The 13,159-nt window shown below is 60.7% G+C and carries 11 protein-coding genes; 3 read left to right on the forward strand and 8 right to left on the reverse strand.

Features of this window, described 5'->3' with window-relative positions:
* Positions 1–21: 21 nt before the first annotated feature.
* The 6 genes from ACIPQ1_RS21540 to ACIPQ1_RS21565 form a co-directional block, all read right to left on the reverse strand.
* Complete coding sequence (locus tag ACIPQ1_RS21540; protein ID WP_250961828.1) at positions 22–1,263, reverse strand: SfnB family sulfur acquisition oxidoreductase; 1,242 nt, start codon at positions 1,261–1,263, stop codon at positions 22–24.
* Between the two features lie 374 nt (positions 1,264–1,637).
* Positions 1,638–2,408 carry a hypothetical protein gene (locus ACIPQ1_RS21545; RefSeq protein WP_411386190.1) on the reverse strand — a complete coding sequence of 257 codons (771 nt, stop codon included), beginning with the start codon at positions 2,406–2,408 and terminating at the stop codon, positions 1,638–1,640.
* 419 nt (positions 2,409–2,827) lie between these two features.
* Positions 2,828–3,589 carry an L-cystine ABC transporter ATP-binding protein TcyN gene (tcyN, locus tag ACIPQ1_RS21550; protein WP_186707315.1) on the reverse strand — a complete coding sequence of 254 codons (762 nt, stop codon included), beginning with the start codon at positions 3,587–3,589 and terminating at the stop codon, positions 2,828–2,830.
* Positions 3,590–3,592: 3 nt separating this feature from the next.
* Complete coding sequence (gene tcyL / locus ACIPQ1_RS21555; protein ID WP_186707314.1) at positions 3,593–4,258, reverse strand: cystine ABC transporter permease; 666 nt, start codon at positions 4,256–4,258, stop codon at positions 3,593–3,595.
* On the reverse strand, positions 4,258–5,058 hold the full coding sequence (gene tcyJ / locus ACIPQ1_RS21560; RefSeq protein WP_186707313.1) for a cystine ABC transporter substrate-binding protein: 801 nt from the start codon (positions 5,056–5,058) through the stop codon (positions 4,258–4,260). The genes tcyL and tcyJ overlap by 1 nt, the downstream gene beginning before the upstream one ends.
* 316 nt (positions 5,059–5,374) lie before the next feature.
* The gene (locus ACIPQ1_RS21565) at positions 5,375–6,373 is read right to left on the reverse strand and encodes a D-cysteine desulfhydrase (protein ID WP_446534776.1); all 999 of its coding nucleotides are present in this window, start codon (positions 6,371–6,373) and stop codon (positions 5,375–5,377) included.
* A 481-nt stretch (positions 6,374–6,854) separates the two neighbouring features.
* Between ACIPQ1_RS21565 and betT the strand changes: the two genes are divergently transcribed.
* Positions 6,855–8,816 carry a choline transporter BetT gene (gene betT / locus ACIPQ1_RS21570; protein WP_411387449.1) on the forward strand — a complete coding sequence of 654 codons (1,962 nt, stop codon included), beginning with the start codon at positions 6,855–6,857 and terminating at the stop codon, positions 8,814–8,816.
* Between the two features lie 129 nt (positions 8,817–8,945).
* Here betT and ACIPQ1_RS21575 read toward each other — a convergent pair whose 3' ends face one another.
* Positions 8,946–9,686 carry an SDR family oxidoreductase gene (locus ACIPQ1_RS21575; protein WP_186729766.1) on the reverse strand — a complete coding sequence of 247 codons (741 nt, stop codon included), beginning with the start codon at positions 9,684–9,686 and terminating at the stop codon, positions 8,946–8,948.
* A gap of 128 nt (positions 9,687–9,814) precedes the next feature.
* Here ACIPQ1_RS21575 and ACIPQ1_RS21580 point away from each other — a divergent pair, with 128 nt between their 5' ends.
* Both ACIPQ1_RS21580 and mgrA read left to right on the forward strand, forming a co-directional pair.
* Positions 9,815–10,705, forward strand: a complete 891-nt coding sequence (locus tag ACIPQ1_RS21580; RefSeq protein WP_250961832.1) for a LysR family transcriptional regulator — start codon at positions 9,815–9,817, stop codon at positions 10,703–10,705.
* A 330-nt stretch (positions 10,706–11,035) separates the two neighbouring features.
* Entirely contained in the window at positions 11,036–12,073 is a 1,038-nt protein-coding gene (gene mgrA, locus ACIPQ1_RS21585; RefSeq protein WP_411386191.1) for an L-glyceraldehyde 3-phosphate reductase, read from the forward strand.
* Between the two features lie 197 nt (positions 12,074–12,270).
* Here mgrA and tauD read toward each other — a convergent pair whose 3' ends face one another.
* Positions 12,271–13,113 carry a taurine dioxygenase gene (gene tauD / locus ACIPQ1_RS21590; protein ID WP_446534777.1) on the reverse strand — a complete coding sequence of 281 codons (843 nt, stop codon included), beginning with the start codon at positions 13,111–13,113 and terminating at the stop codon, positions 12,271–12,273.
* Positions 13,114–13,159 lie beyond the last annotated feature (46 nt).

Below are 13,159 nucleotides of genomic sequence, written 5' to 3' on the forward strand. Positions count from 1 at the left end.
GCTGCTCCAGAGGTCGGGTCGTCAGATCCAGGAATGTCGGGCCGGCAAGGTGCCGTTCAGGTGGTAGGCGCCTATCGCGTGATATTTCCAGCGCACCGGGTCGTGCAGGGTGTGGACCCGGGCGTTGCGCCAGTGGCGATCGAGGTTGAATTCAGCGAGGGTGGCGCGGCTGCCGGCCAGTTCGAACAATTTTTCGCTGGCCTGCAGGGCGATCTCGGTGGTGAGCGCCTTGGCTTCGGCCACGGCAATCGAGGCGCGGGCGGACGATTGCGCCGTGATGGGGGCGGCGCTGACCTGGTCCAGTACCTGTCCAGCCTTGCGCAGCAATGCTTCGGCGGCGTGCAGTTCGATTTTCAGCTTGCCGATGTCGGCGATCACGTAGAGGTCATCACGGGCCCGGTCGACCTTGGCGTCGATCCAGGGCCGGGCGCGTTCGCGCACGAAGGCGATGGCATCGTCGATGGCGCCGCGGGCGATGCCGGCATCGATGGCGGCCTGGATCAGTTGGGAAATCGCCCCTTGCACACCGGGCGTATCGTTGATGCGCCAGTTATCCAGGACCAACTCGGCATCCACCCGTACATTGTTCAGCAGCACGGTGCCACTGGCCGTGGTGCGCTGGCCGAAGCCTGACCAATCGTCGACGATCCGCAGGCCCGGGGTGCCGCGCCGCACGAACGCCAGCACCTGCCGACCTTCGTCGTTCAGCGCCTTGACCGCGACCCAGTGGGCAAACAGTGCCCCGGTGGAATAGAACTTCTGGCCATTGATGACAAACCCATCACCGTCGGCGCTGATCCGGGCCTTGAGTTCAAGGGTATTGCGAGTGCCACGTTCGGGCCCGGCGTTACCGATGCGCCAGCCTTCGAGCACGCTTTGCAGCAGGATTTTCTTCTGCCGCTCGGTGCCGGTGCCGAGAATCAGTTGGAGCACGCCAAATTGGTTTTGCGGAATCTGCCCGAGGGCCGGGTCGGCGGCGGAAATGATCGCGAACACATCGGCCAGGGTGACGAACGAAACCTGCGGGCCGCCGTATGCCCGGGGAATGGCGATGCTGCCCAGGCCGCTGCGGGTGAATTGCTCGATTTCAGCCCAAGGCAGCTTGCGTTGTTGGTCACGACGCGCCGCTTGTTGACGGGCGACCTGTGCCAGTTCGTGGGCGGCTTTGATCGCTTCGGCATCGTTGCGCAGCACTTGTGCGGGCAACAGCAGGGGTGCGATGTCCAGGTCGCTCTGGACCTTTGCTTGCGCCAGATCCGACATTACAGCCACTCCGTGGCTGCGGGCAGAGCCTTGGCATACTGCACTGGGCTGATTGTGTTCCGTTCCATACCCACCTCACATCTCAAGAAGCGCCGCGATGATTGCGGCGAGTAAAAATCAAGAATGTCCGGTGGTCCGGTTCATATACCCTAAGCGTGCATAAATTATTTTCAAACTAACTTTTAGGAATATGAATAGGTTGGTTTTAATTTGAAGGCCATACACTCAGCGAGGCCAGGCAGCTTTTGTGGCGAGGGAGCTTGCTCCCGCTGGGTTGCGCAGCGACCCTTCTTTGTTTGCCAGTGGGTGCTACGCACCCAAGCGGGAGCAAGCTCCCTCGCCACAAAAGCCTGTAGGCCGCAAAAAGGGTTGCATCAGGGCTCTCGGCGGCGCGTTTCAGCGACCATGAGCGCCTGTCTCGGTGAAGTGTCCAGATACGAATTGGCACAACCAATCTTCAACGTCCGTGGCGGTGCCCAGTGGGAGTTGTTGCCCACGCGGTCGAGGACGCAATAGGTCACTTCCAGGCGCAGGTCTTCTCCCGCTTCCAGAATGATCTGCGGCGGGACCCAGATATTGATTGGCTGGCCGACGTCGCTGGCGGTGACCGCCGGCAGGTCCATGCGCACGTCGCCCCAGCGCAGGGTCACGGCATCACCGGCGGCCATGTTCAGGTAGGGTTCGATGGTCAGCGGTACGCCACGTTTGATCTGGTTCGGGTTCACCCCTTGGCGTCGGATGGTGGCGGGAATGCGCACTGGCGCCAGGCCCTGGTTTTCATCGCCGCTCAAGGCCGAGGGCTGGCCGCCGGGACAGTCGAGCTTGACCTGCACGCGTTGCTTGGTTGACAGCGCCGGCCCGCGACCAACCCGCATCACCCGATAATGGATGCGCGAGGTCCCGTTGACGATGAAACTCTCCGGGATGCGCATCGTGATGCCGTCCAGCACGTCGGCCTGTGAGAGCACGCGCGAGCCGACGTAGCAGTCGTCCCAGAACAGTTCGATCAGGTCACCCGCGTCCATGCCGGGGTAAGGTGCGATGGCAACTTCCAGGTGAGCGGCGCTGGCGATGTTGATGCCCGCAGGGTGGGCATTGGCCAGGGTCGGGGCGGCCAGTTCGGGACTCTTCGACTTACATGTCATGGTGTTCTCCTTGATGCTTGAAAACTAAGTCCGTTTCAGAAAGATCAAAGGCGACGGATAATACGGCCTATTTTTATTTAGGCAGCTATATGGGCTGTCTGCGCTAAATCATTGCGCAACTAACGTCATGTACGTCGCCTGTTGGCCACTAGATAAGGCTCTATAGTTTCAGTGTCAATAGAGTGGGTTGCCTAATAACTCATTGTGAATGGCTTCAGAAACGTCCTACGCTTGTCTGTCAAGAATACTCGGCGCCACAGGTCGTTTTCCCAGGCTGTTCGGTATTTGAAACTGTATAAATAGTTGAGGAGGTTGGTGAGGCAGAAGTTGCAAGTTGTGTTGTCTGGATAAAATGAGTAGCGAGACGCGTTAGTTGTGTAATGGCATGACTTCCATCCCTGGAAGTGATGCACACTTACTTACTGATCGCCGTGTCCGGCAGAGAGGAACTTGCTGAGGAACTGTCGCGTGCGTTCTTCCTTGGGCGCTGCAAACAAGGCCTTGGCTTCGCCTTGTTCGACGATCACGCCTTTGTCGAAAAACACCACACGGTTGGCCACGTCCCGGGCAAAGCCCATTTCGTGGGTCACGATGACCATGGTGCGTTTTTCTTCGGCCAGGCCACGGATGGTTGCCAGGACCTCGCCTACCAGTTCCGGATCGAGGGCCGAGGTTGGCTCGTCGAACAGGATCACCGCCGGCTCCATCGCCAGCGCCCGGGCAATCGCCACGCGCTGTTGCTGGCCGCCGGAAAGGCGCCGTGGGTAGGCGTCCTCCTTGCCGGCCAGTCCGACCTTGGCCAACAGCTTGCGCCCCAGGGCTTCGGCTTCGGCCCGGGGAACCTTCTTCACCACCTGCGGGCCTTCGGTGACGTTTTCCAACGCGGTGCGATGGGGGAACAGGTTGAAGTTTTGGAACACGAAGCCCACCTGCTGGCGCAAGCGGCGCACCAGGCCCTGTTGCTGGTTCAGCGGGCGACTGCCATCGATCTCGATGTCGCCGACCTTGATCCGGCCGCTGGTAGGCTCTTCGAGGAAGTTCAGGCAGCGCAGGAACGTGGTCTTGCCCGAGCCGCTGGGGCCGATGATCGCAACCACTTCGCCTTCTTCGATCTTCAGGTCGATACCGTTGAGCACCACCTGACCCTTGAACTGCTTTGTCAGTTTTTCCACGACAATCATGGGTCAGGACTCCTGGTCGTGCCGATTGACCCGGGCTTCCAATACGTTCTGCAGGTGCGAGAGCACGGTGGCAAGAACCCAGTAGATCAGCGCGGCGGCAAGGTACATGGTGAAGATTTCGAAGGTTCGCGCGGTGATCAACTGCGCCTGGCGGAACAGCTCCGGTACCTGGATGGTCGCCGCCAGCGCGGTGTCCTTGACCAGGGAAATGAAGCTGTTGCCCAGCGGTGGCAGGGCCGTGCGTGCGGCTTGCGGCAGGATGGCCCGGCGCAGGGTCTGCGCACGGGTCATGCCAATACTCGCCGCGGCTTCCCACTGGCCGCGCTCGATGGAACTGATGGCGGCCCGCAGGATTTCACACGCATAGGCAGCCATGTTCAGCGAGAAACCGATCAGCGCCGCCGGCAGTGGGTCAAGTTCGAGGCCCAGTTGCGGCAGTCCGTAGTAGATCAGGAATAACTGCACCAGCAATGGCGTGCCGCGAAAGAACGACACGTACATGCGGGCGATCCAGTTGATCACCTTGAGACGCGACAGGCGCATCAGCGCCAGGCCGAACCCCAGCAGCAAGCCGAAGAACATGCCGCCGAGGCTGAGGATGACCGTGTAGTACGCGCCCTTGAGCAAGAAGGGCGCGGAGTCCAGCGCGAGTTGAAGAGCTGCTTCCATTATTGGGTGACGTCAGCGTCGAAATATTTTTCCGAGAGTTTTTTCAGCGTACCGTCGGCGCGAAGTTTTTCGATGGCTTTGTTCACGGCGGCCAGCAGTTCAGGCTCGCCTTTGCGCAGGGCAATACCGGATTCCTGGCGCGAGAAGGCTTCGCCGGCGGCCGTCGTGTCCTTGGCTTTCTTGGCGTATTCCAGCGCGGCCAGACGATCGATCAGGATGGCGTCAATGCGGCCTACGCGTAGATCCTGGAACTTGGTCGGGTCATCTTCGTAGGTGCGCACATCGGCGGTGGGTACGTTGGCTTTGACCCACTGTTCGTAATTGGTGCCCAAGCCGACGCCGACTTTTTTACCGCCTAGGTCAGCTGCCGATTTGATGTTCAGATCGGCTGCTTTCTTGGTCAGGACCAGCGCTTGAATCCCGGAAACGGTGTACGGCTCGGAGAAATCGTATTTTTTCTTACGTTCCTCGGAGATGGTCACTTGGTTGACCACGGCGTCCAGACGCTTGGATTCCAACGCCGCGAGGATGCCCGCCCATGGGGTGGTCTGCAGCTTGACCTTCACACCCAGCTCCTTGGCCAGGGCTTCGGAAAACTCCACTTCGAAGCCGGTCAGTTTGCCGCTTTCATCCACGAAGCTGAACGGTGGATAAGTGCCTTCCAAGCCGATCTTGATTTCACCGGCATCCTTGATTTTCTGCAGTTGCTCACCGGCAACCGCTTGCCCCAACAGGCCGGCGCTCAATGCCAGGCCCAGCGAACCCACCAACAGGTTGCGACGTAATGCGGAAAAATTCATGACAAGCCCCTGTGTTTTCTTATGAAGAGGTTATTTTGGCTGAGATAAGGCGTAGCCGCGATCCAAAAAGATTGCCACATCCTGCCTTAAAGCAGCCTGGGCGTCTCGCGGCAAATGTGCCTGCGGCGAGACTATAGGGTGGCTTTTATAGATTGGAAAATAATATTAAATCAAGCATCTATGCTTATTTGGAATGAAAAGCCTGTGGGAGCGAGCTTGCTCGCGATGGCGGTGTGTCAGTTAAACAATTGTCGGCTGATCGACCGCTATCGCGAGCAAGCTCGCTCCCACAAAAAGCCTTCCATCGAGTCTTCCACTAAGCCTGGAACGCTGCGTCATAGGCAAACAGCGCCGGTGCGCCGCCGGTGTGCAGGAAGATGATCGGGCCTTCGTCGAAACGGTTGCGACCCACGCCGTCAAGCAGGCCGGCCATGGCCTTGCCAGTGTAGACCGGATCGAGCAACAGCCCTTCCTGGCTGGCCAGCAGCTTGATCGCCGCCAGTGTCCCGGCGTTCGGTTCGCCGTAGCGGGGGGCGAAATACTCTTCCCACAGGTTCACTTTGAACGCTTCTGGAAGGGCGACTTCGAGTAACGCGGCCGTGCGCTCGGCCAGGCCCTGGACCTTCGGAAACTGGTCTTCCTCGCTGCGCGAAACCGTGACGCCAATGACCGGAAGCGCCGGCAGGCTTTCGCTCAAGGCCAACGCCAGGCCACTGTGGGTCCCGGCACTGCCCGAGGCCAATACCACGGCGGCGAACTCGATCCCGGTGTCCTTGATCTGCTCGGCCAGTTCCAGGCCGGCGCGTACATAACCCAGCGCACCCAAGGCGTTCGAACCTCCAATCGGCACCAGGTAGGGCTTTTTCCCATTGCTGCGCAGGCGACCGGCGAGGGCCTGCAATTGTTCATCGGCATTGTCCAGGTTTGCCACCAATTCGACCTTGGCATCGAACAGCTCCAGCAGCAGCCGGTTACCGTTGCCCAGGTAATTGCTGTCTTCGGTGTCGATGGGGTTTTCCAGCAAGGCCACGCAACCCAGGCCGAGCTTCGCGGCCAGGGCGGCGGTCTGGCGCACGTGGTTGGATTGGATCGCCCCGGCGGTGACGAGGGTATCGGCGCCCTGGGCGATGGCATCGGCGGCCAGGTATTCGAGCTTGCGCAGCTTGTTGCCGCCCAAGGCCAGGGGCGTCAGGTCGTCGCGCTTGATATAGAGGTCGCGGCCGAGCCAGGTGGAGAGGCGGTCGAGTTTTTCCAGCGGTGTCGGATGGCCGAGCAGGTCGAGACGGTTAAAGCGAGACAGCTGTTGTTTGATCATGGGTCCGTACTGGTTGTAGGCGATGCCTGGACTATAGGCACGCCGATATTCAGGGGCAACCGGCATGTTTTTGTCCGAGCGTGAATCTGGCGACACCGTCCGCTTGTCCTGTACTTGACCTGTGGGAGCGGGCTTGCTCGCGAAAGCGATCTGTCTGTACCGATGATGTTGGATATGCCGACGCCTTCGCGAGCAAGCCCGCTCCCACATTGGGATGCCGCTAATGAACGAATGCTCTACTGGCACCGTCATACCCAACCGTAAGCTAGTGTAGGAAGCATGCCGTTTAGCCCTGCGATTAGTCCTTAGCTGCCTATTCATGTTTAACTTGAACGTTCATTCAAGTTAAACCGTCGGTTTGCTGCCCGCTCACAACAGGAGGCTTGCCTTTGCCGAGTCCGTATTTCACTGCCGCCCTTTCGCTTCCCGAGGTGCTTCGTCCATGAGCGCTTCGTCCCTTCCACCCAGCGGCCTGGTCCGCATGAACCCGCCGGTCTTTTACTTCGCCGCGACGTTCATTCTGCTGTTCGGCCTGGTGGTGATCGCCATGCCCGCGCAGGCCGGCGCCTGGTTGCTGGCGGCGCAGAACTGGGCGGCCAATACGGTCGGCTGGTACTACATGTTGGCGATGACGCTGTATCTGGTCTTCGTGGTGGTCACCGCCTTGTCCGGCTACGGCAAGATCAAGCTCGGTGCCGACCACGACGAGCCCGAATTCAGTTATCTGTCCTGGGCCGGCATGTTGTTCGCCGCCGGCATCAGCATCACGCTGTTTTTCTTCTGCGTGTCCGAGCCACTCACTCACATGGTGCAACCACCCCAGGGCGAAGCCGGTACCGCGGAGGCAGCGCGCCAGGCCATGCAGATCTTGTTCTTGCACTGGGGCCTGCATGGCTGGGGCGTTTTTGCATTCGTCGGCATGGCCCTGGCGTACTTCGCCTACCGGCACAATTTGCCCCTGGCCCTGCGCTCGGCGCTTTACCCGCTGATCGGCAAGCGCATCAACGGTCCCATCGGTTACGCCGTGGACGGCTTCGGCATTATCGCGACGGTGTTCGGCCTCGGCGCGGACATGGGCTTTGGTGTGCTGCACCTCAATTCCGGGCTCGATTATCTGTTCGGCATCGCCCATACCCAATGGATTCAGGTCGGCCTGATCGTGCTGATGATGGGGGCGGCGATCATCGTCGCCGTGGCCGGCGTCGACAAGGGCGTGCGGGTCATGTCCGACATCAACATGCTGCTGGCCTGCGCGTTGTTGCTGTTCGTGTTGTTCGCCGGCCCGACCCAGCATTTGCTCAACACCTTGATCCAGAACATCGGCGATTACCTCGGCGCCCTGCCGATGAAGAGTTTCGACCTGTATGCCTACAACGAACCCAGCGACTGGCTGGGTGGCTGGACGGTGTTCTACTGGGCCTGGTGGATCGCGTGGTCGCCGTTCGTGGGGCTGTTCATCGCCCGGATTTCCCGCGGTCGCACCATCCGTGAATTTGTCTTTGGTGTGCTGCTGATTCCCCTGGGGTTCACCTTGGCGTGGATGTCGATCTTCGGCAACAGTGCCATCGACCAGGTGTTGAACCACGGCATGAGTGCCTTGGGCATGTCCGCCTTGGAAAACCCATCGATGAGCCTTTACCTGCTGCTGGAGACCTACCCCTGGAGCAAGACCGTCATCGCGGTCACGGTGTTCATCAGCTTCGTGTTTTTCGTCACGTCCGCCGACTCAGGCACCGTGGTGCTGTCGACGCTGTCGGCCAAGGGTGGCAACCCCGACGAGGACGGGCCGAAATGGTTGCGAGTGTTCTGGGGCGCGATGACCGCCCTGGTGACCAGTGCGTTGTTGTTCTCCGGCAGCATCGATGCCTTGAAGTCGGCGGTGGTGCTGACGTCCCTGCCGTTCTCGCTGATTCTCTTGCTGATGATGTGGGGCCTGCACAAGGCGTTCTACCTGGAATCCCAGAAGCAGATCGCACAATTGCATTCCCTGGCACCGGTCTCGGGTTCACGTCGGGGCACGGGCGGCTGGCGCCAACGCTTGAGCCAGGCGGTGCATTTCCCGTCCCGTGATGAGGTGTACCGTTTCCTCGACACCACGGTGCGCCCGGCCATTGAAGAAGTGACCGCGGTGTTTGCCGAGAAGGGCCTGACGGTGGTGACCCAGCCCGACCCGGCCAACGACAGCGTCAGCCTGGAGATTGGCCATGGCGAGCAGCATCCGTTCATCTACCAGGTGCAGATGCGCGGCTACTTCACGCCGTCCTTCGCCCGTGGCGGCATGGGGTCCAAGCAATTGAACAACCGTCGTTACTACCGCGCCGAGGTGCACTTGAGCGAAGGCAGCCAGGATTACGACCTGGTGGGCTACACCAAGGAGCAAGTCATCAACGACATCCTCGACCAGTACGAGCGGCACCTGCAGTTCCTGCACTTGGTGCGGTGACCGAGGCGCCAGATCTTCCATCTTCACCGGCCTCATCGCGAGCAAGCTCGCTCCCACAGGGTTAAGTGGTTCCCTGTGGGAGCGAGCTTGCTCGCGATAGCGCCTTGACTGGCGACGCGGGAAAAAGTCTCAGACCAGCCCACCGTTGGCCCGCAAGATCTGGCCATTCACCCATCCAGCGGCCGGGCTCACCAGGAACGCGATGATGCTGGCAATGTCCTGCGGCTGGCCGAGGCGCTCCAGGGGCGGCATCTTGGCGTAGTGTTGCACTTGCTCCTCACTCTTGCCGTGCATGAACAACTCAGTGGCGACCGGGCCGGGAGCTACGGCATTGACCGTGATCTGGCGACCGCGCAGTTCCTTGGCAAATACCTGGGTCAAGGATTCCACCGCCGCCTTGCTGGCGATGTACACCGAGTAGCCGGGCAGGTTCAGGCCTACGGTGCTACTGGAAAAATTCACGATCCGGCCACCGTCGTTCAGGCGGGTCGCGGCTTCGCGCAGGGTGTTGAAGGTGCCACGGGTGTTGATGGCGAACGTCTGGTCGAACAACTCGTCGCTGTGCTGCGCCAGGGGCATCACTTGGAGGATGCCGGCGTTGTTGATCAACACATCGACCTTGCCCAACTGCGCTTCGGTCTCATCGAACAACCGACGCACATCGGCGGCAGATGACACGTCGGCCTTGACCGCTATGGCTTGGTGGCCGGCCTGGCGCAATTGCACCACCAGCTTGGACGCTTCGCTGGCGCTATTGGCGTAATTGACGACAACGGCGAAGCCTTCGCTGGCCAGGTGCTTGGCGATTTCGGCGCCGATGCCGCGGGAGGCGCCGGTCACGATGGCAACTTTCGAGTTTTGAACAGTCATGTGAGGGTTCCTTTGTTGTTGAGGCTTGAGTCGTTGAAGCCAGATTCACATGTTTACTCTTGACGATAAATGCCGGAAAGTTGCCTTGACTGTTCAACATTTCCCAACAATCAGAGCGCAGGATTCAGATGGATCAGGTCAAGGCAATGAGAGTGTTTGTCCGCATCTACGAGCGCAGCAGTTTCACTCTGGCCGCTGAAGACCTGAACATGCCCCGGGCCACGCTGACCCACACACTCAACCAATTCGAAGCCTGGCTGGGCGTGCGTTTGCTGGAGCGCAGCACCCGCAAGGTGCGCCCGACCCTCGACGGCGAAGCCTATTACCCGCGTTGCGTGCAGTTGCTGGCGGAGCTGGAAGAAGCCGAGCTGGCGTTTCGCGGCGTGGCGCCAAAAGGCAAACTGAGGGTGGACCTGCATGGCACCCAGGCCAGGTATTTCGTGATTCCGGCGTTGCCGCAATTCATGGCCCGCTACCCCGAAATAGAACTGTTCATCAGCGAAGCAGATCGTTTCGTCGACCTGATTGCCGAAGGCGTCGATTGCGTGCTGCGCTCCGGTTCGCTCGCGGACTCTTCATTGATTGGCCGGCGTGTCGCCAATCTTCGGCAGATCACCTGTGCCAGTCCCGGTTACCTGCGCCAGTACGGCGAGCCGAAGAGCCTCGATGACTTGAAACATCACCGGGCAGTGAATTACGTCTCGCGGACCACCGCCAAGCTCTATCCGTTTGAGTTCATGGTCGATGGCGAACTCAAGGAGGTACCGATCGGGGGCACGTTGTCGGTGTCCGGCGCGGAAATCTACGCCGCCTCGGCCATCGCCGGCCTGGGCCTGATCCAATGCCCGCATTACCGAATGGAAGAGCCGATCCGGCAGGGCCTGATGCAGGAGGTCCTCACCAACACCCCACCACCGTCCATGCCGGTGTCAGTGCTCTATCCGCACAACCGACTCATGTCGCCGCGGGTTCGCGTGTTCGTGGATTGGGTGGCGGAGGTGTTTGCGCAGGCGCGTTAACGTGGTCCCCGATTTCCTCGCACTGCAAAACCCTGTGGGATGGGTACCCAATTCCGGCCATTGCCAAGCCCCTGTGGCGAGGGAGCTTGCTCCCGCTCGGCTGCGCAGCAGTCGTAAAATCAAACAACGCGTTCTGCCTGTCAGCATGCTGGGGCCCTGCTGCGCAGGCCAGCGGGAGCAAGCTCCCTCGCCACGGGTTCTGGGTTGTCTGGGCAGATGCGTTCGCGAGCAAGCTCGCTCCCACACCTGATTCGCGAACTTTCCGCCTGACCGAGGCGTCTGTGAAATGTTAGTTTCTGCCTCCAGCCGTCCGAACAGAGAGCCTTTTCGATGACCTACACCGCTGCGCAAAACCGCTACGAGTCCATTCCTTACCGACGCGTCGGGCGCAGCGGGCTGGTGCTGCCGGCGTTGTCGCTGGGGTTGTGGCATAACTTTGGCGACAGCACGCCCATCGACACCCAGCGCGCCTTGCTGCGCACGGCGTTCGACCTGGGCATCAACCATTTCGACCTGGCGAACAATTACGGCCCGCCCTACGGCAGCGCCGAAATCAATTTTGGCCGCTTGCTACGTGAAGACTTCAAGCAGTACCGCGATGAGTTGATCATCTCCAGCAAGGCCGGTTGGGACATGTGGCCGGGGCCTTACGGCCAGGGCGGGGGCTCGCGCAAATATGTGCTGGCCAGCCTCGACCAGAGCCTGCAGCGCCTGGGGCTGGACTATGTGGATATCTTTTATTCCCACCGTTTCGACCCCGATACGCCCCTGGAAGAAACCGCCAGTGCGCTGGCCACTGCGGTGCAGCAGGGCAAGGCGCTGTACATCGGCATTTCCTCGTATTCCGGAGTGAAGACCCGGGAAATGGCGGCGCTGCTCAAGGAATGGAAAGTCCCATTGCTGATTCACCAGCCGGCCTACAACCTGCTCAACCGCTGGGTGGAAAAAGACCTGCTGGATGCCACCGAGGAATTGGGTACGGGTGTGATCGCCTTCACGCCATTGGCCCAAGGCCTGCTGACCGACAAGTACCTCAAGGGTGTTCCGGCCGATGCCCGGGTGAATCGTCCGGGGGGCGGTTCGTTGCAGGCTTCGCACTTGTCGCAGGAGAACCTTGCCCACGTGCGAGCGCTCAATGAGATCGCCCAGCGACGCGGCCAGAGCCTGGCCCAGATGGCCCTGGCCTGGACTTTGCGCGACCCACGGATCACCTCCGCCCTGATCGGCGCCAGCCGGCCGGAGCAGATCATCGAGAACGTCGCGGCGTTGCAGAATTTGAATTTCAGCGCCGACGAACTGGCCGAGATCGACCGGTTTGCCCAGGAAGGCGGGATCAATCTTTGGGAGAAGCCTTCGTCGGCTGAGTAACGCAAGTAGGGTGCACACAAATCCCTGTGGCGAGGGAGCTTGCTCCCGCTGGGCCGCGAAGCGACCCCAAACCCATTCAACACTGCGTATCAGGAAAAGCAGTGGGACAGGTTTTGCGACTGCTGCGCAGTCGAGCGGGAGCAAGCTCCCTCGCCACGGGGATATGCGTTACCCCGGAAACCATTCGGGCAAGACACTCACCTGAAAAACGGTACATCCCCCAACACCGTCGCCCGGTGCATCACCCGCCGGGCAGGGCGGTAGTCGTCCACGGCAAAATGCTGGGTGACGCGGTTGTCCCAGAACGCCACGTCGTTGACCTGCCAGCGCCAGCGCAGGGTGAACTCCGGGCGGGTGGCGTGGGCGAAGAGCAGTTTCAGGATCACCTCGCTCTCGGTGTCCGACAGCTCGTTGATGCGCGTGGTGAAGCCTTCATTGACGAACAGCGACCGTCGCCCGCTCACCGGATGAGTGCGGATCACCGGATGGGACAGCGGCGGGTTTTTTCGCCGTGCTTCTTCCCAGCGCGCGAGGTCCTCGGCGCTATTGCCAAACCTCTCCAACGGAAACGAGCGGGTGAAATCGTGGGTCGCCGTCAGGCCTTCCAGCAAACGTTTCATGGGCGTCGACAAGGCTTCGTAGGCGGCGATGCCACTGGCCCACAACGTATCGCCACCCACCGTCGGTAGCAGCTTGGCACTGAGCACCGCGCCCAGGGCGGGCGTCGGGAGAAAGGTCACGTCGGTGTGCCACACGGCGTTGTCGCGCACATCGGTGACGGCGGTGTCGAGCACCAATACTTCGGGCTGCTCCGGCACGTTGGGGTAGATCGGATGAATGTGCAGGTCGCCAAAATACGCGGCGAAGCGTGCCTGCTGGGACGGCTCGATCGGCTGGTCACGAAAAAACAATACCTGATGCTCAAGCAGCGCCTGCTCAACGGTGTCGCGATCCGCCAGGCTCAGCGGCTGGCTGATGTCGATCCCATCGATCTGCGCGCCGAGGGCGGTGCTCAAAGGCGTAATGGTCGGACGGTTCATCGCAATGTTCTCGGTCTGGGGCGCCGAATGGTCGGCGTGGTCATTG

Source organism: Pseudomonas sp. LARHCG127 (assembly GCF_052871455.1).